The sequence below is a fragment of the Microbacterium sp. ZW CA_36 genome, from assembly GCF_044987475.1.
In the GTDB taxonomy this organism is placed as follows: domain Bacteria; phylum Actinomycetota; class Actinomycetes; order Actinomycetales; family Microbacteriaceae; genus Microbacterium.
The window spans coordinates 49,229-71,170 of the sequence record NZ_JBJDRL010000014.1 but is presented as its reverse complement, the minus strand read 5'-3'; the positions used below and the strand labels follow the sequence as shown (position 1 = coordinate 71,170).

General features: G+C 69.6%; 20 protein-coding genes. 13 read left to right on the top strand and 7 right to left on the bottom strand.

The window, feature by feature from the left end; genetic code table 11:
• The first annotated feature begins 86 nt into the window (after positions 1 to 86).
• Positions 87 to 1,610: a lysine--tRNA ligase gene (gene lysS, locus ACI3KX_RS08670; RefSeq protein WP_404909426.1), complete on the top strand. Its 1,524-nt coding sequence runs from the start codon at positions 87 to 89 to the stop codon at positions 1,608 to 1,610.
• Positions 1,611 to 1,636: 26 nt separating this feature from the next.
• On the opposite strand, the gene ACI3KX_RS08665 is transcribed toward lysS, so the two are convergent.
• The gene (locus tag ACI3KX_RS08665) at positions 1,637 to 2,941 is read right to left on the bottom strand and encodes a DUF4192 family protein (protein ID WP_404909425.1); all 1,305 of its coding nucleotides are present in this window, start codon (positions 2,939 to 2,941) and stop codon (positions 1,637 to 1,639) included.
• A gap of 191 nt (positions 2,942 to 3,132) precedes the next feature.
• Here ACI3KX_RS08665 and ACI3KX_RS08660 point away from each other — a divergent pair, with 191 nt between their 5' ends.
• The 3 genes from ACI3KX_RS08660 (at position 3,133) to ACI3KX_RS08650 (ending at position 5,839) form a co-directional block, all read left to right on the top strand.
• Complete coding sequence (locus ACI3KX_RS08660; RefSeq protein ID WP_349426026.1) at positions 3,133 to 3,327, top strand: hypothetical protein; 195 nt, start codon at positions 3,133 to 3,135, stop codon at positions 3,325 to 3,327.
• A 182-nt stretch (positions 3,328 to 3,509) separates the two neighbouring features.
• Positions 3,510 to 4,976 (top strand): cardiolipin synthase, encoded by a 1,467-nt coding sequence (cls, locus tag ACI3KX_RS08655; RefSeq protein WP_349426027.1) that lies wholly within the window; start codon positions 3,510 to 3,512, stop codon positions 4,974 to 4,976.
• Positions 4,977 to 5,104: 128 nt separating this feature from the next.
• Positions 5,105 to 5,839, top strand: coding sequence for a hypothetical protein (locus tag ACI3KX_RS08650; RefSeq protein WP_404909424.1), 735 nt, complete (start codon positions 5,105 to 5,107; stop codon positions 5,837 to 5,839).
• Between the two features lie 44 nt (positions 5,840 to 5,883).
• Here the strand turns inward: ACI3KX_RS08650 and ACI3KX_RS08645 are convergent, their stop codons facing one another.
• The 3 genes from ACI3KX_RS08645 to ACI3KX_RS08635 are packed head-to-tail and all read right to left on the bottom strand — an operon-like array spanning position 5,884 to position 7,345.
• Complete coding sequence (locus ACI3KX_RS08645) at positions 5,884 to 6,114, bottom strand: helix-turn-helix domain-containing protein (protein WP_363356533.1); 231 nt, start codon at positions 6,112 to 6,114, stop codon at positions 5,884 to 5,886.
• Positions 6,111 to 6,719 carry a hypothetical protein gene (locus ACI3KX_RS08640; RefSeq protein WP_404909423.1) on the bottom strand — a complete coding sequence of 203 codons (609 nt, stop codon included), beginning with the start codon at positions 6,717 to 6,719 and terminating at the stop codon, positions 6,111 to 6,113. Before ACI3KX_RS08640 ends, ACI3KX_RS08645 begins: the two co-directional genes overlap by 4 nt.
• Positions 6,719 to 7,345: a hypothetical protein gene (locus ACI3KX_RS08635; protein WP_363356536.1), complete on the bottom strand. Its 627-nt coding sequence runs from the start codon at positions 7,343 to 7,345 to the stop codon at positions 6,719 to 6,721. Before ACI3KX_RS08635 ends, ACI3KX_RS08640 begins: the two co-directional genes overlap by 1 nt.
• A gap of 210 nt (positions 7,346 to 7,555) precedes the next feature.
• Between ACI3KX_RS08635 and ACI3KX_RS08630 the strand changes: the two genes are divergently transcribed.
• The 3 genes from ACI3KX_RS08630 to ACI3KX_RS08620 all read left to right on the top strand — a co-directional run bounded on the left by ACI3KX_RS08630 (position 7,556) and on the right by ACI3KX_RS08620 (position 11,608).
• Positions 7,556 to 10,081 (top strand): ATP-dependent Clp protease ATP-binding subunit, encoded by a 2,526-nt coding sequence (locus ACI3KX_RS08630; RefSeq protein WP_349426032.1) that lies wholly within the window; start codon positions 7,556 to 7,558, stop codon positions 10,079 to 10,081.
• 231 nt (positions 10,082 to 10,312) lie between these two features.
• On the top strand, positions 10,313 to 10,816 hold the full coding sequence (locus ACI3KX_RS08625; protein WP_404909422.1) for an amino-acid N-acetyltransferase: 504 nt from the start codon (positions 10,313 to 10,315) through the stop codon (positions 10,814 to 10,816).
• An 87-nt stretch (positions 10,817 to 10,903) separates the two neighbouring features.
• A complete protein-coding gene (locus ACI3KX_RS08620) occupies positions 10,904 to 11,608 on the top strand; it encodes a hypothetical protein (protein WP_404909421.1) in 705 nt (234 codons plus the stop codon).
• Between the two features lie 78 nt (positions 11,609 to 11,686).
• Here the strand turns inward: ACI3KX_RS08620 and ACI3KX_RS08615 are convergent, their stop codons facing one another.
• Positions 11,687 to 13,255, bottom strand: a complete 1,569-nt coding sequence (locus ACI3KX_RS08615; protein WP_404909420.1) for an amino acid permease — start codon at positions 13,253 to 13,255, stop codon at positions 11,687 to 11,689.
• 186 nt (positions 13,256 to 13,441) lie between these two features.
• On the opposite strand from ACI3KX_RS08615, the gene ACI3KX_RS08610 reads away from it, so the two are divergent.
• The 6 genes from ACI3KX_RS08610 to ACI3KX_RS08585 all read left to right on the top strand — a co-directional run bounded on the left by ACI3KX_RS08610 (position 13,442) and on the right by ACI3KX_RS08585 (position 19,208).
• The gene (locus ACI3KX_RS08610) at positions 13,442 to 14,797 is read left to right on the top strand and encodes a glutamine synthetase family protein (RefSeq protein ID WP_404909419.1); all 1,356 of its coding nucleotides are present in this window, start codon (positions 13,442 to 13,444) and stop codon (positions 14,795 to 14,797) included.
• The gene (locus tag ACI3KX_RS08605; RefSeq protein WP_404909418.1) at positions 14,778 to 15,779 is read left to right on the top strand and encodes a gamma-glutamyl-gamma-aminobutyrate hydrolase family protein; all 1,002 of its coding nucleotides are present in this window, start codon (positions 14,778 to 14,780) and stop codon (positions 15,777 to 15,779) included. The genes ACI3KX_RS08610 and ACI3KX_RS08605 overlap by 20 nt, the downstream gene beginning before the upstream one ends.
• Positions 15,776 to 17,134, top strand: coding sequence for an aldehyde dehydrogenase family protein (locus ACI3KX_RS08600; RefSeq protein ID WP_404909417.1), 1,359 nt, complete (start codon positions 15,776 to 15,778; stop codon positions 17,132 to 17,134). The genes ACI3KX_RS08605 and ACI3KX_RS08600 overlap by 4 nt, the downstream gene beginning before the upstream one ends.
• Before the next feature lie 11 nt (positions 17,135 to 17,145).
• A complete protein-coding gene (locus ACI3KX_RS08595) occupies positions 17,146 to 17,919 on the top strand; it encodes a 3-oxoacyl-ACP reductase (RefSeq protein WP_349426040.1) in 774 nt (257 codons plus the stop codon).
• Positions 17,920 to 18,036: 117 nt separating this feature from the next.
• Positions 18,037 to 18,753 carry a FadR/GntR family transcriptional regulator gene (locus ACI3KX_RS08590; protein ID WP_404909416.1) on the top strand — a complete coding sequence of 239 codons (717 nt, stop codon included), beginning with the start codon at positions 18,037 to 18,039 and terminating at the stop codon, positions 18,751 to 18,753.
• Positions 18,754 to 18,797: 44 nt separating this feature from the next.
• Positions 18,798 to 19,208: a dehydrogenase gene (locus tag ACI3KX_RS08585; RefSeq protein ID WP_363356544.1), complete on the top strand. Its 411-nt coding sequence runs from the start codon at positions 18,798 to 18,800 to the stop codon at positions 19,206 to 19,208.
• A 308-nt stretch (positions 19,209 to 19,516) separates the two neighbouring features.
• Here the strand turns inward: ACI3KX_RS08585 and radA are convergent, their stop codons facing one another.
• Together radA and ACI3KX_RS08575 are read right to left on the bottom strand one after the other, a co-directional pair.
• Positions 19,517 to 20,887, bottom strand: coding sequence for a DNA repair protein RadA (gene radA / locus ACI3KX_RS08580; protein ID WP_363356545.1), 1,371 nt, complete (start codon positions 20,885 to 20,887; stop codon positions 19,517 to 19,519).
• A gap of 96 nt (positions 20,888 to 20,983) precedes the next feature.
• Positions 20,984 to 21,934: an L-lactate dehydrogenase gene (locus ACI3KX_RS08575; protein WP_349426044.1), complete on the bottom strand. Its 951-nt coding sequence runs from the start codon at positions 21,932 to 21,934 to the stop codon at positions 20,984 to 20,986.
• Positions 21,935 to 21,942: the final 8 nt, after the last annotated feature.

Genomic DNA, 21,942 nt, shown 5'->3' with positions numbered 1-21,942 from the left:
CGGACGCTCAGAAAGGTGCGAAGCGCTCGCGGATAGACTTGGGGGTCCGCGTTCCGCGGCGAACACCCCATTGAGGAGCCCATCCCGTGACCGACACGACCTCGCCTGCCGAGACCGCCGAGCCGACCGAAGAAGAAGTCTTCGAGCAGAAGGCCGTGCGGCTGGCCAAGCGCGAGCGTCTGATCGCGGAGCGGACGGATGCCGCGGGCGGGGCGTACCCGGTCGGCGTGCCGATCACCGACACGATCCCGGCGCTGCGTGAGCGTTACGGCGACCTCGAGGCCGGTGCCGAGACCGGCGTGACCGCCTCGATCGCGGGTCGCGTCGTCTTCAGCCGCAACACCGGAAAGCTCTGCTTCGCGAGCCTGCAGGCCGGCGACGGCAGCCGCATCCAGGCGATGGTGTCGCTCGCGGCCGTCGGCGAGGAGTCGCTGCAGGCCTGGAAGGAGCTCGTCGACCTCGGAGACCACGTCTTCGTGTCGGGCGAGGTCATCTCGAGCCGTCGCGGCGAGCTGTCGATCATGGTGACGGACTGGCGCATCGCCTCGAAGGCCGTGCTGCCGCTCCCGAACGTGTACGGCGAGCTCAGCGAGGAGAGCCGCGTCCGCAGCCGCTTCCTCGACCTCATCGTGCGCGACCGCGCGCGCGAGACGGTCGTCGCCCGCGCGAAGGTCAACGCCAGCCTGAGGTCGACGTTCGCGTCGCACGACTTCCTCGAGGTCGAGACGCCGATGCTGCAGGTGCAGCACGGCGGCGCGTCCGCTCGTCCCTTCATCACGCACGCGAACGCCTTCGACGCCGACCTCTATCTGCGCATCGCGCCCGAGCTCTTCCTCAAGCGCGCGGTGGTCGGCGGCATCGACCGCGTGTTCGAGATCAACCGCAACTTCCGCAACGAGGGCGCCGACTCCACCCACAGCCCCGAGTTCGCCATGCTCGAGGCCTACCAGTCGTACAGCGACTACAACGGCATCGCCGACCTCACGCAGGAGCTCATCCAGAACGCCGCGATCGCGGTCGCCGGGTCGACCACCGTCACCTGGGCCGACGGCACGGAGTACGAGCTCGGCGGCCAGTGGGACCGCCTCTCGATGTACGGATCGCTGTCGGAGGCGGCCGGTCGCACCATCACGCCCGAGACGCCGTTCGACGAGCTCGTGGCGCTCGCCGAGGCCGAGGGTGTCGACCTGCCGTCGCACGCGATCCACGGCAAGCTCGTCGAGGAGCTGTGGGAGCACTTCGTCAAGCCCGGCCTGACCCGCCCCACGTTCGTGATGGACTTCCCGCTCGACACCAGCCCGCTCGTGCGCGAGCACCGCTCGATCGCCGGCGTCGTGGAGAAGTGGGACCTCTACGTGCGGGGCTTCGAGCTCGCGACGGGATACTCCGAGCTCGTCGATCCGGTGATCCAGCGTGAGCGTTTCGTCGAGCAGGCCAAGCTCGCGGCGCGCGGCGACCTGGAGGCCATGCGCATCGACGAGGAGTTCCTGCGGGCGCTCGAGCACGGCATGCCGCCGACCGGAGGCATGGGCATGGGCATCGACCGTCTGCTCATGGCGGTCACCGGTCTCGGCATCCGCGAGACGATCCTCTTCCCGCTCGTCAAGTAGCGCGCCCGCGCGCACCTCGCGGGGCGTCACCGCGCGCCCGCGCGCCGGAACGCCCAGTCGGGCAGGTGGCCGGCGTGCACGAACGACAGCACGATCTGCGACAGTCCGTGCTCGGCCTCGATCTCGCACGCCCGCTCGGCGTACGCGGCGGCGTGCGTCGAGCGTCCGAGCGCCCAGGACAGCCACGCGCACATGGCGAGCGCGCCCGGCCGCGCCTCACGGGGCGCGACGGCAGCGGCCCGGCGCGACAGCGCGAGCGCCGTCTCGAGCCGGGACAGCTCCGGCGGATCGCCCTCGCCCCACATGCGCATCGCGAGATGCGCCGGGTACTCCTCGCCGGATTCCCAGCGCAGCTGTGCGTCGAACGCCTCATCGCCCTGCGCGAGGTTGCCGCTCCACTGCACCAGCGCGACATCTCGCAGCGACGGCCGGGCGAGGCACCACACGAGGGCGGCGGTGTCGTACACGGCCGCACCGTCGAGCGGGCGTGAGAGGGCGTCCTCGAAGAACCCCGGCAGATCGTCGAGCCGGCAGACGGCCGCGAGCGCCTGCGGGTCGACCCGCGAGGGGGCACCGCCGACGGATGCCGATTCCTCGACGATGCCGGTCACCGGTGCGGGAACGGGCCCGAGGTCGCCGGTTCCGACCGCGGCTCGCGTCGGTGCGGGCCCGGAGCCCCGCACCGTCCGCCGTGAGGCCCGTTCGGGCGGCTCTCCGCCCGCATCCAGGCCGCCGCCCGCATTCGGACCGCCGCCCGCATCCGGACCGCACAGCACAGCCACCGCGTCGCCGAACGCGACCATCGCCTTCGCCACGCTCGCGCGCTCCTCGGCCGAGCACTCGGGCAGTTCGGCCCCTGTCCCCTGATCGCCGGCGGGTGCGGGCACGCCGCTCGGTCCGTTCCAGGCCAGGTCGCCGAGGGGCCTGCCCTCCGCCGGGCAGTCGTGGTCGAGATAGGAGCCCCACGCGTCGACGGCGACACACAGCAGGTCGGTGACCCGCAGACCGCAGGCGTCGGCTCGGCGCTCGAGCGCGGCGAACAGCTCGCGGTGCGGCATCCGTCCGCTCTCGTGGAACCGCACGTCGGTGTACGCGATCGCGGCGACGGCATCTGCCTCTGGCAGTCGGCACGCCATGCCGGTCACCGTCGCGGCCACGCTGTCGACCGACTCGGCGTCGCCATCGGGCAGGTCGAACCGCATGGCGCCGAGGCTCCGCGCACCGTGGAACGGGATGACCACGAGGCTCCGGGTCGGGTGGTAGCCCAGCATGCGCGGGACGAAGGACAGGAACTGCGCGGCATCCGCGGCTTTCACGACGGTGGGGGTCATGAGTGACGAGCCTGACGAATGAGGGTCGTGCGCGGGAGGCGGATGCGGCCGAGCTGTCGAAGCCCGCGAGTACGTCTCACTCGGGGCCTTCTGTGGAGGAAGGGAGCCGCGTGTGTGGAGAACGTGCGGTCGTCCGCCTGCGTGCAACTCCTGGGGAGGAAGGGGATACCCGCACCGCGTATCCTGGAGGCATGGATTACTGGGTCGCGGCGCTCTGGACGCTCTTGCCGACCGTCCTCGTGTCGCTGATCTTCTTCTTCGTGCTCCGCAGCATCATCCGCGCCGACCGCACCGAACGGCGCGTGTACGCGAAGGTCGAGGCCGAGGAGCGCGCCAAGCGCGGACTCCCGCCGGTCGCCTCCGGCTCCACCTCCGCAGACGGCTGACGCGCACCCCGCCGCGCGCCGCATGCGGCGCGCGACGACGCTGCATGCCGCCGCACCTGGGCGCCCGACACTCCCGCGTGCGAGGCGGCGTCCGTCACCCCCGATAGTGTGAGCACACTGTCCGATCCGCCGGTCCGTTCGATCGATCCGGTCCGCCGACCCTCGCCGAGAGGCCCCGCTCGATGATCACCATCACGTTCGATGCGACGTGGTGGGTGGTGCTCGTCTTCATCGTCGACATCGTGATCCGTGTCACGGCGATCATCATCGTCCCGCGCAACCGGCGTCCGACGGCCGCGATGGCGTGGCTGCTCGCGATCTACTTCATCCCGATCGTGGGCGTGTTCCTCTTCCTGCTGATCGGCAACCCACGACTGCCGCGCAAGCGGCGGCGCAAGCAGGAGCGCATCAACGACTACATCCACGACACCAGCGCGTCGCTCGACTTCGGCACGCTGCGCCCGCACGCCCCGTCCTGGTTCACGTCGCTGGTCACGCTGAACCGCAACCTCGGCGCCATGCCCCTCGCGGGCGACAACGCAGCGCACCTGATCCCCGTCTACCAGGAGAGCCTGGATGCGATGGCCGACGCGATCCGTCAGGCGGAGCGCTTCGTCCACGTCGAGTTCTACATCCTCCAGGCGGATGCCGCGACCGACAACTTCTTCCGGGCCATGGAAGAGGTGGCTGAACGCGGTGTGACGGTGCGCGTGCTGCTCGACCACTGGGCGAACCGCGGCAAGCCGCACTACCGGCGGACGCTGAAGCGGCTCAGCGCGATGGGCGCGCAGTGGCATCTGATGCTGCCCGTGCAGCCGCTGCGCGGCAAGTACCAGCGCCCTGATCTGCGCAACCACCGCAAGCTGCTCGTGGTCGACGGGCGCGTCGCGTTCACCGGGTCGCAGAACGTGACCGACTCCACGTACAACCTGCGCAAGAACATCCGCCGCGGTCTGCACTGGGTCGACCTCATGGCGCGCATCGAGGGCCCGGTCGTGGCATCGGTCAACGCCGTCTTCCTGAGCGACTGGTACAGCGAGACCGACGAGGTCCTCACCGAGCAGATCGACCTCTTCGACGTGACGAGCGGGCCAGGAGACCTCGACTGCCAGATCGTGCCGTCGGGTCCGGGCTTCGAATTCCAGAACAACCTCAAGCTCTTCGCCGGCCTGCTCTACGCCGCGCAGCGGAAGATCATCGTGGTCAGCCCGTACTTCGTGCCCGACGAGGCGTTGCTGCTCGCGATCACGACGGCGTGCCAGCGCGGCATCCATGTCGAGCTGTTCGTGTCGGAGGAGGGCGACCAGGCGATCGTCTACCACGCACAGCGCAGCTACTACGAGGCGCTGCTGCGGGCGGGCGTCAAGATCTGGATGTACGAGAAGCCCTATATTCTGCACACGAAGAGCCTCACCATCGACGACGAGGTGGCGATCATCGGGTCGAGCAACATGGACATGCGCTCCTTCGGTCTCAACATGGAGATCTCGCTGTTCGTGCGCGGCGAGGAATTCGTGCGCGAGATGCGGACTGTGGAGGACATGTATCGCTCGCTCAGCCGCGAGCTGACTCTCGAGGAGTGGGAGAAGCAGCCGCTCCGATCGACCGTGCTCGACAACCTGGCCCGGCTCACCTCGGCGCTGCAATGAGGCGTTCTCTCGGCGGATCGTGACCGGCGCGTGACCGTCGTTACTGAGATTTCCGCCCCGGTTGCGACACCATAAGGGTGACGGATGCCGCGGGTGATGGCCTCCGCGAATCTCGAGGAGGCTCTCGCATGCCCATCCGCTCCCGTTCCCTCGTCGCCGGAATCGGCCTCGCGCTGCTCGCCGCCGGACTCCTGACCGCGTGTGCGTCGCCTGCCGGCTCCGGCGGAACGCCGTCGTCGTCCGCGACCGCCAAGGACGATGACAGCACCGAGCAGGAGGTCGACGCGGCGTGGCTCGACGGCGGCCGCATGGTCGGCATCGTCACGCAGGGCAGCTCCACGTGCGTGCCCATCGCCGAGGAGGCGACCTACGCGAACGGTGTGATGACGGTCACGCTCGTCGACGCCGAGGGCGACACCGCCTGCACGCGTGACCTCGTCCCGCGGGTCTCCCTCGTCGGAACCCCCGAGGGCGTCGACCCCGCCGAGGGCGTCGAGATCGAGGTGACCGGCGATGGCTGGCACGGCGACACCGACCTCGAAGGCGTCCCCGGGCTCGCCGTCGGCGGTGAGACCGACTACCTGCCGAGCGCCGGCTGGACGGACGTCGACGGCCAGTTCGTGATCCTGTCGTGGGGCTCGTCCTCGTGCGCTCCCGCGATCGAGAACACCGAGGCGACGAGCGCCACCGAGGTCACGGTGACCTTCGTGACCCCGCCCGCCGACCAGGTCTGCACCATGGACATGGCGCCGCGCGGCGTCGTCACGGCGGTCAATGGCCTCGAAGACGAGGACGCCGAGATCTTCGCGATCCTCACCGGCGCCGAGTTCGACAACGTCCGCATCCCCATCTCCCCCAACTGACGCCAGTGATCCCGGATGCCGCGGCCCGCGGCATCCGGAATCCCTCAGTCGGCGCGCACGAGCAGGTCGCCGATCTCGCAGTCGAGGGCCCGGCAGATCGCCGACAGCGTCGAGTAGCGGATGGCGCGGGCCCGGTCGTTCTTGAGGATCGACAGGTTCACCACCGATACGCCGACCAGCTCCGACAGGCGCGTGAGCGTCATGCCGCGCTCGAGCAGGAGCTCGTCGAGCCGGCAATGGACCCCGGAGGGCCCCTCGTCCTCGGCGGGACTCATACGAGCCCATCCGTGTCGCGCTGCATGCGGATGCCGCGGCGGAACGCGAGCGAGATCAGGCCGAGCACCGTCGCGGCGATCCAGATCGGGATGAACGACGCCGTGATCGCCCAGGAGCTCGGCTGGAACTCGCCGAGCCCCGCGGCGGCGAGGACGCCGTTGCGTCCGAACGTGTCGAGGAAGTAGACCGCCAGGGCGCCGGCGAACATCGTCCAGCCTGCGGTGTCGAGCAGGCGCGGATTGGTCGGGTCGAAGAAGCGTCCTCTGAGGAACCGCAGCGCCAGAATGCCGAAGAGCGCGATCACCACGAGCCATGCGACCGTGCCCACGATGATCGACGCGCCGATCGAGACCGTGGACAGCGCGTTGACGCCCACGGCGATGACGTCGCCTTCCGTCACCCGCACCGTCGTCACGGGCAGGCCGTCTCCCGGCGCGAAGTCGGCGGGCACGCCGGCGAAGGGCACCGGGACCGAGATTCCTTCGCGGCTGAACGTCTCGAGCCACCGGAACACCGACGCCACGACGACGATCGCCGCGACCACGCCGGCGACCACGAGGGTCGAGATGATGTCGTTGCGTTCCTTGGTCGTCGTCTCGGGCATCACACCAGGCCTTCCGTCTCGCGCTGGAGGCGCGCGCCGATGGCGAACGACCCGGCGACGAGCGCCAGGGCGAAGCCCCAGCCGACGGGTGCGAGATTCAGCTCCAGGATGAACGTGCCGAAGACGTCGGTCACCTCCGGCGAGGTCGCGGCGAGGTCTTCCACCAGGAGCGCCCGCCCGAACGCGCCGAGCACCTGACCGAGCACTCCGCCGACCATGACGAGGATGGCGACCACGCCGATCGCGGTCGACATCGCGCGGCGGAACGGGCGTGCCCGCATGAGCGAGACGCCCAGCCACCAGGCGACGATGCAGACGCCGATCGTGGCGAGCGCGGGCAGGGCGAGCTCCAGCCACAGCATCCAGCTCACCGCACCGGGCAACGCGGTGAATGTGACGTCGGCCGACGCGTATGCCGCAGCGGAGATCTCCGCGACGCCGGCGAGATCGGGCATGTCGCCGCCGGTCACCGGCATCCGGACCGTCGGGGCGCTTCCGAAGATCGCGTAGGCGCCGCGGACGACGGCCACCAGGGCCGCCACCGCGACGCTGATCGCGCCCGTCGCGATGAGGCCGAGGCTGAAGCCTTCGCCGCGCGAGACGTGAGGGCGTGTTGTCGAGGACATCGGAATCACCATTCCATATCGATAAACGTTGTTATCGAGAAACGATATGCCACACGGATGCCTCAGCGCAAGGCATCCTGCCGTCTCGTATGTCGGGAGGGGCGCGCTATGCCCACGGCGAACACGGCCATGCACTCTCGACCGCGTCGTTACCCTCGATGTATGGCGAAGTGGGCTCAGCAGACCCGCATCGCCCTGGAGGAGTGAATGATGTTCGAGAGATTCACGGACCGTGCCCGTCGTGTCGTCGTCCTCGCCCAAGAAGAGGCGAAGATGCTGAACCACAACTACATCGGCACCGAGCACATCCTGCTCGGTCTCATCCACGAGGGTGAGGGCGTCGCCGCCAAGGCCCTCGAGAGCCTCGGCATCTCGCTCGACGCCGTGCGCGAGCAGGTGCAGGACATCATCGGCCAGGGCCAGCAGCAGCCGACCGGCCACATCCCGTTCACGCCGCGCGCCAAGAAGGTGCTCGAGCTGTCTCTGCGCGAAGCGCTGCAGCTCGGCCACAACTACATCGGCACCGAGCACATCCTGCTCGGTCTCATCCGCGAGGGCGAGGGCGTCGCCGCACAGGTGCTCGTCAAGCTCGGCGCCGACCTCAACAAGGTGCGACAGCAGGTCATCCAGCTGCTCTCGGGCTACCAGGGCAAGGAGCCCGCGGGCGTCGCCAGCGGCGCGGGCGAGCAGACCCAGGGGACCACCCAGGGCGGCTCGCAGGTGCTCGACCAGTTCGGCCGCAACCTCACGCAGGCCGCGCGCGACAACAAGCTCGACCCGGTGATCGGGCGCGAGAAGGAGATCGAGCGCGTCATGCAGATCCTGTCGCGCCGCTCCAAGAACAACCCCGTCCTCATCGGCGAGCCCGGTGTCGGAAAGACGGCGGTCGTCGAGGGCCTCGCGCAGGCGATCGTCAAGGGCGACGTGCCCGAGACGCTCAAGGACAAGCAGCTCTACTCGCTCGACCTCGGCTCGCTCATCGCCGGGTCCCGCTACCGCGGTGACTTCGAGGAGCGCCTGAAGAAGGTCACCAAGGAGATCCGCACGCGCGGCGACATCATCGTCTTCATCGACGAGATCCACACCCTGGTGGGTGCGGGCGCCGCCGAGGGCGCGATCGACGCCGCGTCGATCCTGAAGCCGCTCCTCGCCCGTGGCGAGCTCCAGACCATCGGTGCCACCACGCTGGACGAGTACCGCAAGCACTTCGAGAAGGATGCCGCGCTCGAGCGCCGCTTCCAGCCGATCCAGGTCGCCGAGCCGAGCCTGCCCCACGCGATCAACATCCTGAAGGGGCTGCGCGACCGCTACGAGGCGCACCACAAGGTGCAGATCACGGACGGCGCGATCGTCGCGGCGGCGAACCTCGCCGACCGCTACATCTCGGACCGCTTCCTTCCCGACAAGGCCATCGACCTGATCGACGAGGCCGGCGCCCGCCTGCGACTGTCGATCCTGTCCAGCCCGCCCGAGCTGCGCGAGTTCGACGAGAAGATCGCCAAGGTGCGCGAAGACAAGGAGCTCGCCTCCGAGGAGCAGGACTTCGAGAAGGCCGCGTCGCTGCGCGACGAGGAGAAGTCCCTCCTCGCCGAGCGCCTGCGCCTCGAGAAGCAGTGGCGTTCGGGCGACGTCGCGACCCACGCGGTCGTCGACGAGGGCCTGATCGCCGAGGTGCTCGCCCAGGCCACCGGCATCCCGGTCTTCAAGCTGACCGAGGAGGAGTCGAGCCGTCTCGTCTTCATGGAGAAGGCGCTGCACCAGCGCGTCATCGGCCAGGAGGAGGCGATCGCCGCTCTGTCGAAGACGATCCGCCGCCAGCGCGCGGGCCTCAAGGACCCGAAGCGTCCGTCGGGCTCGTTCATCTTCGCCGGCCCCACGGGCGTCGGAAAGACCGAGCTCGCCAAGGCGCTCGCCGAGTTCCTCTTCGACGACGAGCACGCGCTGATCGCGCTCGACATGTCGGAGTTCGGTGAGAAGCACACCGTGTCGCGCCTGTTCGGAGCCCCTCCCGGATTCGTCGGATTCGAAGAGGGCGGCCAGCTCACCGAGAAGGTGCGGCGCAAGCCGTTCTCGGTCGTGCTCTTCGACGAGATCGAGAAGGCCCACCCCGATATCTTCAACTCGCTCCTGCAGATCCTCGAAGAGGGTCGCCTGACCGACGGTCAGGGTCGGGTGATCGACTTCAAGAACACGGTGATCATCATGACGACGAACCTCGGTTCGTCGGCGATCGCCGGCGGGCCGGTCGGCTTCCAGGTCGAGGGCAACAGCGGCACCACCTACGAGCGGATGAAGGGCAAGGTCAACGAAGAGCTCAAGCGCAACTTCAAGCCCGAGTTCCTGAACCGCGTCGACGACATCATCGTCTTCCCGCAGCTCGACAAGGATGAGCTGCGCCAGATCGTGGGTCTGTTCACCAAGCGCCTCGGCGAGCGGCTGCTCGACCGCGACATGACGATCGAGCTGTCGGATGCCGCGAAGGACAAGCTGATCGAGATCGGGTTCGACCCGGCGCTCGGCGCCCGTCCGCTGCGTCGCGCCATGCAGCGCGAGGTCGAGGACCGCCTGTCGGAGAAGATCCTGCACGGCGAGCTCGACGCGGGCGACCACGTGAAGGTCGACGTCGAGAACGGCGAGTTCGCTTTCGAGCACGGTCCTCGCGGCGACAAGGTCGCGGTGGGCGTCGTTCACAACGGCGAGATCACCGCCACGCCCGACCTCGCGGCGAACGCGTAACCCTTCGACAAGCTCAGGGACCGGTTGGTTCACGAAGAGCGGATGCCGCGGCCACAGGCTGCGGCATCCGCTCTTCGTCGTTCCGGGTGTGGGGCGTGCACCGCGATCCCGGTCGTTGAGCGAGCGAGGAACGAGCGAGACGAAATGCTCCGCACCCGGCCAGCGACGTTTCGTCTCGGTCGCGGGCGCTCCCTCGCTCAACGACCGAGGGTGGGCATCTACGCTGGACGGGTGGCAGAGTTCACGGTCAGGCCCGCGCGCACGCGCGACGTCCGCCGCATCCAGGCGCTCCTCGAGCCGTTCGTGCAGCGGCGCATCCTGCTCGGCAAGGATCTGGTCGTCCTCTACGAGGCGACGCAGCAGTTCCTCGTCGCCGAGGATGCGGACGGCGAGCTCATCGGCTGCGGCGCGCTGCACGTCATGTGGGAGGACCTCGGCGAGGTCCGTACGCTGATCGTCGCGGACGGCTGGCTGCACCACGGCGTGGGCCGGGGGATCGTCGAGGCCCTCGAGGAGAACGCCCGAGCCCTCGGCCTGTCTCGCCTGTTCTGCCTGACATTCGAGGTGGACTTCTTCACGCGACGCGGCTTCGAGCCGATCGGCGAGCAGGTCGTCGACCCGGACGTGTACTCCCAGCTCATCCGCTCGCCCGACGAGGGCGTCGCCGAGTTCCTCGACCTGGCGCACGTGAAGCCGAACACCCTCGGCAACACCCGCATGATGAAGCGCCTCTGACCCTGTTCGCAATGCCGGCGGGCACCGGCTCGCCGGATGCGGGGCGCGCCGACCGGAGAACACAGGCGCCGCGGTTAACCTGTCAGCATGACCGGCACCACTCCGCGACGTCGCCCCTCTCGGGCGGTGTACCGTCGACGGCGTCTTGTCGTGCTGCTGATCGCCCTGCTGGTGATCGCGGGCGTCGTCTGGCTCCTCGTCGCCCAGCCCTGGGCGGTCGCCGCGACGGACTCGTCGGAGAAGCCCGACCCCGGGCAGACGCAGAGCACAGCCGAATCCCTTCCGGTGCCGTCCGGGCAGGCGACCACCGGCGGCACCGAGACCGGCGCCGTCGAGGGCGCGGTGGTCGAAGGTGCGACGCCGACTCCCGGTGCGACCCCGGCAGCGCTGCCCTGCGTCGCGAGCGAGATCACGGTCGAGGCCGTGACGAGCGCCGACACCTACGCGGGTGACCAGAACCCGCAGTTCTCGATCAGCCTCACCAACAACGGCGCCGACTGCACCCTCAACGTGGGCACCACCGCGCAGTCGTTCACGGTCACCAGCGGCGACGACGTCTGGTGGCGCTCGACCGACTGCCAGAGCGAGCCGAGCGACATGGTGGTGCTGATCGCCGCCGGCCAGACGGTGTCGAGTGCCGCTCCTCTCACGTGGGACCGGACCCGCTCGGCCGTCGGCACCTGCGCCGACGGCAACCGCCCGCTGGCACCCGGCGGCGGCGCGTCGTACCACCTCTCGGTCGAGATCGGCGGCATCGCGTCGACCGAGCCGAAGCAGTTCCTCCTGTACTGAGGAGCGCGAACGACGAAGCGGGGCGGCCCCCAGACCGCCCCGCTCCTCTTCCCCACGTGAGGTTCTGGCCGAACTCCGCTAGGGCTTGTCGCCGAACACCTCGGTCTCCATCGCGTCGTACCCCTCCGCCTGCGGGTCGCCGTGCTTCCCGCCCGAGAGGGCGTACTCCTCTTCCGGAGAGAGCACGAGACGGTGGCGGAAGTAGACCGCGAATCCGACGAGGATCACGACGTAGACGATGGCGATCGCGACGATGGCGGGCCGCGCCGGCTCGTTGATGAAGAAGCCGAAGAAGATCAGCACCGAGACGGCGCCCGCGATGACGGCACCCGGGATGCCCCACGGGCTGCGGTACGGACGATTCGCGTTCGGGTACTTGCGGCGCAGGATCACGTACGACGTCATCTGCAGCGCGTAGGCGATGACCGCTCCCCAGATCGCGATGTTCAGCACGATCGCTCCGGCCACGCCGCCGGTGCCGCCGAGCGAGTCGACGAGCACGAGGGCGATGAAGCCGATCACCGCGCCCACCACGAGCGCGACCCACGGGGTCGCACGCTTGCCGGTGAGCGACAGGAACTTCGGGTAATAGCCCGCCCGGGACAGCGAGTACATGTTGCGCCCGTAGGCGAACATGATGCCCTGCAGCGAAGCGAGCAGGCCGATGAGGGCGAACAGGGCGAGCACGGCCGCCAGCTCGTCGCCGACGATCGCCCGGAAGCCGTCGAGCAGCGGCTCGCCCGCGCTGCCGGTCGCCTCGGCGCCCACGACGCCGGTGTTCAGGAACAGCACGAGCAGGCCGGTGACGATGAGGGTCGTGCGGGCGATGAAGCCGGCACGCGGGATGTCGCGCTCGGGGTTGTGCGACTCCTCCGCCGCGAGCGGCAGCTCCTCGATGCCGAGGAAGAACCACATCGCGTAGGGCAGGGCGAACAGGATCGGGATCACGCCGTGCGGCAGGAACGCGCTCTGGCCGGGATCGGGCGCGATGTCGAACAGCTTGTCCCAGCTGAACTGGCCGGAGAAGAGCGCCATCACCGAGAACACCAGGATGATGGCGATCGAGATGATCGACACGACGATCGCGAACTTGAACGAGATCGCGGCGCCGGCGGCGTTCAGCGCGATGAAGGCCGCGTAGAGGATGATCCACCACACCCACGTCGGCATCGAGAAGCTCAGCAGCTCGCTGGTGATGGCGTCCGCGTAAGACGCGGAGAAGTACACGATGACCGCGGTCGTCGCGACGTACTCGATCGTCTCGGCGGCGCCGGTGACCAGGCCGCCCCACGGCCCCATCGCGGATCGCGCGAACGAATACGCGCCGCCGGTGTGCGGCATCGCGGCCGCCATCTCGCCGATCGAGAAGATCATGCCGTAGTACATGACGACGAGGATGGCGAAGGCGATGAGCATGCCGCCGAAGCCGGCGAAGCCGATTCCGAAGTTCCATCCCGAGAAGTCGCCCGAGATGACGGCGGCGACGGCGAGGCCCCACAGGCCCCAGACGCCGGCCGAGCGCTTCAGGGTGCGCTTCTGGAAATAGTCCTGACCGGCTCGCCTATAGGTCGCCCCGGCGACCTTCGACGAACTGTCGGTGTGGGATGCCGGTGACTCCGGCTGTGGTGCACTGCTCGCTTGGGACATCGGTCCTCCAAGGATTAGCGAAGGGGGTGCGCTCGGGTGCGCGGACGCGCTTTCCGCCGATTGTGGCGCCTATTGGTGGGCTGTGTCTACCTTTGAAACGGATTTTGGTTAGAGTGTGCGGGTGAACGCGGTTCGGGGGACAGCGCTCACGAGTCTCGTCGCACGTCGACACAGGAGGAGGAACGGATGCCGGGCAACCTCACGGTCGAGCAGCTGAACGCCGGAATCGCCGCGGGCGACATCGACACCGTCGTCGTCGCCTTCGCCGATGCGCAGGGGCGCCTGGTCGGCAAGCGCGTCTCGGCGCGCCTCTTCCAGGAGGAGGTGCTTCCGCACGGCGCGGAGGCGTGCAACTACCTCCTGTCGGTCGACGTCGACATGAACACCGTCGACGGCTACGCGATGTCGAGCTGGGAGACCGGGTACGGCGACATGATGCTGCGACCCGATGTCGCGACGCTCCGCCGTATCCCGTGGCTCCCGGGCTCGGCGCTGGTCATGGCGGACCTCACATGGGACAACGGCGAGCCCGTCGTGCAGTCGCCCCGCGACATCCTGAACCGCCAGCGCACCCGGCTCGCCGACCGAGGTCTGGTGGCATTCTCGGGCACCGAGCTGGAGTTCATCGTCTTCGACGACACGTACCGGGATGCCTGGGCCAAGGGCTACCGCGAGCTCACCCCGTCGACCGACTACAACGTCGACTACGACCTGCTCGCCTCGGGCCGTCTCGAGCCGCTGCTGCGCGACATCCGTCTGTCGATGGATGGCGCCGGCCTGTACACCGAGGGCGTCAAGGGCGAGTGCAACCTCGGCCAGCAGGAGATCGCGTTCCGCTACGCCGAGGTGCAGGAGACCGCCGACCAGCACGCCATCTACAAGAACGGCGCGAAGGCCATCGCCGAGCATCACGGCAAGGCGCTGACCTTCATGGCGAAGTTCAACGAGCGCGAGGGCAACAGCTGCCACATCCACCTCTCGGTGCGGTCGGTCGCCGGCGATCCCGTGATGGCGGGCGACGGCGAGCACGGCTTCAGCCCGCTCATGGAGCACTGGATCGCCGGCATCCTCGCCACCCTGCGGGAGTTCACGCTGCTGTTCGCCCCGAACATCAACTCGTACAAGCGGTTCGCGAAGGGCTCGTTCGCTCCCACCGGCATCGCGTGGGGGATCGACAACCGCACGTGCGCACTGCGGGTCATCGGTCGGGGTCAGTCGCTCCGGGTGGAGAACCGGGTGCCCGGCGGCGACGTCAACCCGTATCTCGGCATCGCGGCGATCATCGCCGGCGGCCTGCACGGCATCGAGCATGAGCTCCCGCTGCCCGACCGGCTCGAGGGCAACGCGTACACGTCCGGCGTCGACCACCTGCCGACGACGCTGCGCGAGGCCGCGCAGCTGTTCGACGAGTCGGCCATCGCTCGCGCCGCCTTCGGCGACGACATGGTCGACCACTACCTGAACCAGGCGCGCATCGAGATCGAGGCCTACGACGCGGCCGTGACCGATTGGGAGAGGGTCCGTGGTTTCGAACGGCTCTAGTGGCGAAGGGCGCCGGCCGGTCATCGGCCTGACGACCTACCTCGAGCAGGCGAAGCAGGGGGTGTGGGACGTCCGCGCCGCCTTCCTGCCGCAGCAGTACTTCGACTCGGTGACGGCGTCGGGCGGCATCGCGGTGCTGCTGCCGCCGCAGCCCGAGCCGGATGCCGCAGCGGCGGCGGTGCTCGAGGGCCTCGACGGTCTGATCCTCACCGGGGGGCTCGACGTCGACCCGTCGCTGTACGGCGCCCAGCGGCATCCGCTCACCGACCCGGCGCGTCCCGAGCGCGACGCGTGGGAGCTGGCCCTGTTCCGCGGGGCGGAGCAGCGCCGCATGCCGGTGCTCGCGATCTGCCGCGGGCTCCAGCTCGTCAACGTCGCGCGCGGCGGCACGCTGCACCAGCACCTGCCCGAAGCGCTCGGCACGGAGCGGTTCCGCGTCGGCGGCGGTGTGTTCGCGACGAACGAGGTCGTCGTCGACGAGGGGTCGCGTCTCGCGGAACTCGTCGGACCCGGGGGACTCGACGTGCACAGCTACCACCACCAGGGCATCGATCAGCTGGGCGCGGGGCTCATCGCCACCGCTCGCACCGACGACGGCCTCGTGCAGGCGTTCGAGTCCGACGGCGAGGGGTACGTCCTCGGCGTGCAGTGGCACCCCGAGGAGAACCGCGAGGACCGCCGCCTCTTCGCCGGTCTGGTGGCCGAGGCGTCGGTGTATGCCGTGACGGGTTCGCGGTCGTCGAGCGAGCGAGGAACGAGCGAGACGAAACGTTCCGAGTCAGGTCCCCGGTCGTTGAGCGAGCGAGGTACGAGCGAGACGAAACGTTCCGAGTCAGGTCCTCGGTCGTTGAGCGAGCGAGGAACGAGCGAGACGAAACGCGCCCAGCCGGGTTCCCGGTCGTTGAGCGAGCGCCCTTCGTCAAGCTCAGGAACCGCGAGCGAGACGAAACGCGCCCAGCCGTCGAACGGGGTCCTCGCATGACGTCGACGTTCACCGTGATCAACCCGGCGACCGCGCAGCCGATCCGCGAGATCGCGCGCGCCGATGTGGCGCAGACGGATGCAGCCATCGCGCGTGCCGTCACCGCCCAGCGTTCGTGGGCGTCACTGCCGCCGGTGGCCCGAGCCGACGCGCTTCGTGCCTTCGCCCGTGTCGTCGAGGCGCACGTCGAGGAGCTCGCCCGGCTCGAGGTGCTGAACTCGGGGCACCCGATCGGCTCCGCCCGGTGGGAGGCGTCGCACGTCGCCCAGGTGCTGAACTTCTACGCCGGCGCCCCGGAGCGCCTCAGCGGTCAGCAGATCCCGGTCGCCGGCGGGCTCGACGTGACATTCCACGAGCCGTACGGCGTCGTGGGCATCATCGTGCCCTGGAACTTCCCGATGACGATCGCGTCGTGGGGCTTCGCGCCGGCGCTCGCCGCGGGCAACGCCGTCGTGCTCAAGCCCGCCGAGCTCACACCGCTCACCGCGATCCGCCTGGGTGAGCTCGCGCTCGAGGCGGGCCTTCCTCCCGGGCTGTTCACGGTGATCACCGGCTCCGGCTCGGTCGTCGGGCAGCGGTTCGTGTCGCACCCGGACGTGCGCAAGGTCGTCTTCACCGGCTCCACGTCGGTGGGGACGGATGTCGCCGCCGGCTGCGCGCGCGAGCTCAAGCCCGTGACCCTCGAGCTCGGCGGCAAGAGCGCCAACATCGTGTTCGCCGACGCAGACCTCGAGAAGGCGGCGGCCGCCGCGCCGGGAGCGGTGTTCGACAACGCCGGTCAGGACTGCTGTGCGCGCAGCAGGATCCTGGTCGAGCGGAAGGTGTACGACCGGTTCCTCGAGCTGCTCGAGCCGGCGGTGCGGGCGTGGCGGGTCGGCGACCCCGCAGACGAGGGCACCGAGATGGGACCGCTGATCTCGGCATCCCACCGCTCCACTGTCGCGGGATTCCTCGACGGGGCGAACGTCGCCTTCCGCGGCTCCGCACCCGAGGGTGACGGCTTCTGGTTCGCGCCGACCGTCGTGCTCGCCGAGCCGGAAGACCGCATCGCGCGCGAAGAGGTGTTCGGCCCGGTCGTCGCGGTGCTCCCGTTCGACGACGAGGCCGACGCGATCCGGCTGGCGAACGACACGGCCTACGGTCTCGCCGGCTCCATGTGGACCGAGAACCTCGGCCGTGCCGTGCGGGTCGCGCGTGGCGTCAAGAGCGGGGTGCTGTCGGTGAACTCGCACTCGTCGGTGCGGTACTGGACGCCGTTCGGCGGCATGAAGGCGTCAGGGCTCGGCCGTGAGCTCGGCCCCGACGCCGCGGAGCACTTCACCGAGACCAAGAACGTCTTCTTCGCGACGGACTGAGAGGGAAGAGCATGGACCTGACCCAGCGATTGAAGGACCGGGTCGCGATCATCACCGGCGGCGCCTCCGGGATCGGCCTCGCCACCGCGCGACGCTTCGCCGCGGAGGGTGCGCGCGTCGTGATCGCCGACCTCGATCCGGCGACCGGAGAGGTCGCGGCGGACGAGGTCGGCGGCGTGTTCCGGGCGGTGGATGTCGCGGACGAGACCCAGGTCAACGCGGTGTTCGACGGCGTCGCGGCGGAGTTCGGACGCATCGACATCGCGTTCAACAACGCGGGGATCTCGCCCGCCGACGACGACTCGATCGAGACCACCGAGCTGCCCGCGTGGGACCGTGTGCAGGACGTCAACCTCAAGAGCGTCTACCTGTGCTCGCGCGCGGCACTGCGCCACATGGTGCCGGCGGGCACGGGATCGATCATCAACACCGCGTCGTTCGTGGCGCTACTCGGCTCGGCGACATCCCAGATCTCGTATACGGCATCGAAGGGCGGCGTGCTGGCCATGACGCGCGAGCTCGGGGTGCAGTTCGCGCGGCAGGGCATCCGCGTCAATGCGCTGTGCCCCGGGCCGGTGAACACGCCGCTCCTGCAGGAGCTGTTCGCGAAGGACCCCGAGCGCGCGCAGCGCCGGCTCGTGCACGTGCCGATGGGCCGCTTCGCCGAGCCCGAGGAGCTCGCCGCCGCCGTCGCGTTCCTCGCCTCGGACGACGCGTCGTTCATCACCGCCACCGCGTTCGTCGTCGACGGCGGCATCACCAACGCGTACGTCACGCCCCTGTAGGGTCTGCGCGATGTACCGAACTCAGGATGTCTTCGCCCGACGGGCGCCCCGAACGGCGTGTCGCGGCGCTTCGCGCCTTCCGGTCCTGAGTTCGGAACGGGGATGGGCGGTGACCGTATGACCGACGCCCCGCTGCACGAGGTGCGCAGGGCCGTGTACCGGCCGGTGCGCGAGGGCAACGCGCTCGAAGACACCGTCGCGCGCCTGGTGCAGACGATCCGGCTCGGCGTCGTGGCGCCGGGGGAGTCGCTGCCGTCGGAGCGGGAGCTCGCCGTGCTGTACGCGGTGAGCCGGGACACCGTGCGTGAGGCGATCCGCGAACTCGCCGACACCGGCTACCTCGTGCGCCGGCGCGGCCGGTACGGTGGCACGTTCGTCGCCGACCCGCTTCCGCAGCCCCCGCATCCTCGCGACGTGACGGCGGCCGAGCTCGAAGACGTCCTGGGCCTGCGTCGCGTACTCGAGGCGGGCGCCGCTCGCGCCGCCGCGGCCCGAAGCCTCGACGCCGCCACGCGCGACGAGCTGTGGGCGCGGTACGAGGTCGTCGCCGAGGCATCGGCATCCGACTACCGCCGCCTCGACACGCTGCTGCACCTCTCGATCGCCGAGCTCGCCGGCATCCCGTCGCTCGTCGCACTCGCGGCGGAGAACCGAGCCCGCGTCAACGAGTGGCTCGACACGTTCCCGCTGCTGCCGCGCAACATCGAGCACTCCAACGCGCAGCACGAGCGCATCGTGACGGCGATCCTCGCAGGACGACCGGATGCCGCCGAAGCGGCGATCCTCGAGCATCTCGCCGGTTCGGAGGCGCTGCTGCGCGGCTTCCTCGCCTGATCGGCCGCCCCGCCACCTGTCCTCGGGGCGATTACGCTGGATGGGTGGCAGGCAAGAAGCGCGCGAACAAGCACAAGGAAACGCTCGAGTTCCGCAACACGCAACTCGCGGACGCGCTGCAGACCCAGGATATGGCCGCTGTTGCCTTCGCGTTGCGCCACGGCCCGACGGTGGCGCCGCTGATGCGCCCCGGCGATCGCGACAACCCGCTCGATGTCGGCGAGGTGTGGACGTACCGCGACCCGAAGACCGGAGACATCGCCCTGCTGCTGTTCAGCGACGCTGCGCACAAGCCCGCGTCGCTGCCGCCCGGGGTCGCGCTCCAGCCGCCGGCGTGGCTGCGGGCGTTCCTCGCCGCGCACGAGGACGAGATCACCACGGTCTTCTTCGACATCGCGGGCCCGCACCCGATGCAGGCCTCGCCCACCGACCTCATCGCCGCCCTGGACGCCTGACGCGTCCGGCGCCGAGCCTCACCGGGTTCGGGGCGCGTCGCGCCCGTTTGGGGCGCGTCCGGTGCGCCCCGAGCGACAATTCGGCGCCCCAAACCCCCTGATGCGCCGGTGGGCACCCGCGCGACAGAAGTCGGACTCTCCGGGTGATGGGTTTGCATCACCGGGGACGACGGGGCAGACTCGCCGGGTGGAATTCCTGCTCGTCGGAATCGTGTGCGCGGCCGGATTGGTGATCCCCATCGTGCTCGGGTACGCCGACCCTTCGCGTCGACGCCGGACTCGGGGTCGCTGAGCGGACCGGCCGAACCTCAGAACTCGGGGATGTCTTCCCCTGGCCGGCCCTTGGACCGAGCCCGCACGTCGCTGACGGCGCCGCCCAGCGACCCCGAGCGGTGGTCGATGACGTCCCGATACCCGAGACGCGCGCCTTCGCTGCGCCGCTGCGTCGCCTGGGTGACAGGCCGCACCTCGCCGGCCAGGCTCAGCTCGCCGACCGCGGCGATGTGGCGGGGAATCGTCCATCCCTCGACCGCGCTGGCCACGGCGAGCGCGATGGCGAGGTCGGCCGCCGGTTCGGCGAATCTCACCCCGCCGACCGTCGAGACGTACACGTCTTGATCCGAGGTCTTGATCTTCATCCGCTTCTCGAGCACCGCCAGCACGGTCGCCACGCGCGCGGCATCGACACCGTTCACGATGCGCCGCGGGTTGCCCGACTTGCTGTCGATCGTCAGCGCCTGCACCTCGACCGGGAGCGCGCGACGCCCTTCGAGTGCGATCGACACGCACGTGCCGGGCTCGGTGCTGCCATGGCCGAGGAACAGCGCGCTGGGATCGGGGACCTCGGCGATGCCTGCGCCGGTCATGTCGAAGCAGCCGACCTCGTCCGTCGGGCCGAAGCGGTTCTTGAGCGCGCGCACGAACCGCAGCGACGTCTGCCGGTCGCCCTCGAACTGGCACACCACATCGACCAGGTGCTCCAGGATGCGCGGTCCGGCGATCGAGCCGTCCTTGGTGACGTGGCCAACGATGATGGTCGGGAGCCCGCGCTCCTTCGCGACGCGGATCAGGGTCGCCGCAACCTCGCGAACCTGCGACGGGTGCCCCGCCATGCCCTCGGACAGCGCCGACGACACCGTCTGCACGGAGTCGACGATCAGCAGGTCGGGCGCCACGTCGTCGACGTGCCCGAGGATGGTCGCGAGGTCCGTCTCGCTGGCGAGGTACAGCTCGTCGTGCAGCGCGCCGGTGCGCTCGGCACGCAGGCGCACCTGCGCCGTGGACTCCTCAGCGCTGGCGTACAGCACACGGCGCCCGGCATTCGCCGACCGCGCTGCGACTTCGAGCAGCAGCGTGGACTTGCCGACGCCCGGCTCGCCCGACAGAAGGATCGCGGCGCCCGGCACGAGTCCGCCGCCGAGGACGCGGTCGAACTCGCCGACGCCGCTCGTGCGCCGGGGTGCATCGGACGTGTCGATGCGGGTGATCGGCTGCGCCGCCCGCGCGGCACCCGGCGAGACCGGGGTGATCGAGCGCAGGATGCCGGTCTGCTCGGCGGTCTCGACCACTGTTCCCCACTGCTGGCACTCGCCGCAGCGCCCGACCCACTTGATGGTGGTCCAGCCGCACTCGGTGCACCGGTAGGGTGCGGTCTGCGTCGGGCGTCTGGCAGCGGGCATGGGTTCAGCGTACGGCGAGGGCACGACATGCGTCGGCGGCGGGCCGGGCGTCGGCAGCGCCGATCGCGCCGATCGCCCGCACGCTATTCCCTGCGGTCAGCGCAGCGAGTCGGCGACCTGCTTCAGCGCATCGGCGGAGGCGTGGAACAGCTCGAGCTCGTGGGCGTCGAACTGGGTCTCTCGGATAGGCACTGCACCGGCCGCGCTGACGATCGAGGGGACCGACAGCGCGACGCCGTCGACGCCGTGGAAGTCGCGCAGCACCGGTGAGACGGGCATGACCGCGCGCTCGTCGTTGAGGATCGCCTCGATGATGCGGGCGCTGGACAGGCCGATCGCGTAGTTCGTCGCACCCTTGCCCTGGATGACCTTGTAGGCAGCGTCGCGCACGTCGATCGCGATCTGGTCGAGCTCCTCGACGGTCAGCCGGTCGCCGCGGGGGGTCACCCATTCGAGGATCGGCACGGTGCCGATCGTCGCCTTCGACCACAGCGGGAACTCGGTGTCGCCGTGCTCACCGACGATGTAGGCGTGCACGCTCGACGTCGAGACGCCTGCGCGCTGGGCGAGCTTCCACCTGAGACGCGAGGTGTCGAGCACCGTTCCCGACGCGAAGATGCGCTCGGACGGCAGCCCCGTGTCCTCCTGGGCGAGCACGGTGAGGACGTCGCACGGGTTGGTCACGATGACGTAGATGGCGTCGGGCGCGACGCTGAGCAGCTGCGGCATCATCGTCTTCATGATGCGGGCGTTCACACCCGCGAGCTCGATGCGCGTCTGGCCGGGATCCTGCTTCGCGCCCGCCGTGATGACGACCACGTGCGATCCTTCGACGACAGAGAGGTCGCTGCCGCCGATGATGTCGCTGGATCCGGTGAACTGCGTGCCGTGCGCGAGGTCGAGAACCTCGGCCTCCACCTTCTGCGTGGCGATGTCATAGAGCGCGACATGGCGCGCGGACCCGCGGATCAGCGCCGCGTACGCGGCGCTCGAGCCGACGCTGCCGGCTCCGACGATGGTGACTTTCGAGTTCTCGATGACGGCCATGGAGCCAG

What these genes read in the sequence shown, in the direction of transcription:
- ACI3KX_RS08665 (WP_404909425.1), bottom strand. Translation starts at nt 2,941, where the DNA reads ATGACCCCCACCGTCGTGAAAGCCGCGGATGCCGCGCAGTTCCTGTCC.
- ACI3KX_RS08660 (WP_349426026.1), top strand. Translation starts at nt 3,133, where the DNA reads ATGGATTACTGGGTCGCGGCGCTCTGGACGCTCTTGCCGACCGTCCTC.
- cls (WP_349426027.1), top strand. Translation starts at nt 3,510, where the DNA reads ATGATCACCATCACGTTCGATGCGACGTGGTGGGTGGTGCTCGTCTTC.
- ACI3KX_RS08650 (WP_404909424.1), top strand. Translation starts at nt 5,105, where the DNA reads ATGCCCATCCGCTCCCGTTCCCTCGTCGCCGGAATCGGCCTCGCGCTG.
- ACI3KX_RS08645 (WP_363356533.1), bottom strand. Translation starts at nt 6,114, where the DNA reads ATGAGTCCCGCCGAGGACGAGGGGCCCTCCGGGGTCCATTGCCGGCTC.
- ACI3KX_RS08640 (WP_404909423.1), bottom strand. Translation starts at nt 6,719, where the DNA reads ATGCCCGAGACGACGACCAAGGAACGCAACGACATCATCTCGACCCTC.
- ACI3KX_RS08635 (WP_363356536.1), bottom strand. Translation starts at nt 7,345, where the DNA reads ATGTCCTCGACAACACGCCCTCACGTCTCGCGCGGCGAAGGCTTCAGC.
- ACI3KX_RS08630 (WP_349426032.1), top strand. Translation starts at nt 7,556, where the DNA reads ATGTTCGAGAGATTCACGGACCGTGCCCGTCGTGTCGTCGTCCTCGCC.
- ACI3KX_RS08620 (WP_404909421.1), top strand. Translation starts at nt 10,904, where the DNA reads ATGACCGGCACCACTCCGCGACGTCGCCCCTCTCGGGCGGTGTACCGT.
- ACI3KX_RS08615 (WP_404909420.1), bottom strand. Translation starts at nt 13,255, where the DNA reads ATGTCCCAAGCGAGCAGTGCACCACAGCCGGAGTCACCGGCATCCCAC.
- ACI3KX_RS08610 (WP_404909419.1), top strand. Translation starts at nt 13,442, where the DNA reads ATGCCGGGCAACCTCACGGTCGAGCAGCTGAACGCCGGAATCGCCGCG.
- ACI3KX_RS08600 (WP_404909417.1), top strand. Translation starts at nt 15,776, where the DNA reads ATGACGTCGACGTTCACCGTGATCAACCCGGCGACCGCGCAGCCGATC.
- ACI3KX_RS08595 (WP_349426040.1), top strand. Translation starts at nt 17,146, where the DNA reads ATGGACCTGACCCAGCGATTGAAGGACCGGGTCGCGATCATCACCGGC.
- ACI3KX_RS08590 (WP_404909416.1), top strand. Translation starts at nt 18,037, where the DNA reads ATGACCGACGCCCCGCTGCACGAGGTGCGCAGGGCCGTGTACCGGCCG.
- radA (WP_363356545.1), bottom strand. Translation starts at nt 20,887, where the DNA reads ATGCCCGCTGCCAGACGCCCGACGCAGACCGCACCCTACCGGTGCACC.
- ACI3KX_RS08575 (WP_349426044.1), bottom strand. Translation starts at nt 21,934, where the DNA reads ATGGCCGTCATCGAGAACTCGAAAGTCACCATCGTCGGAGCCGGCAGC.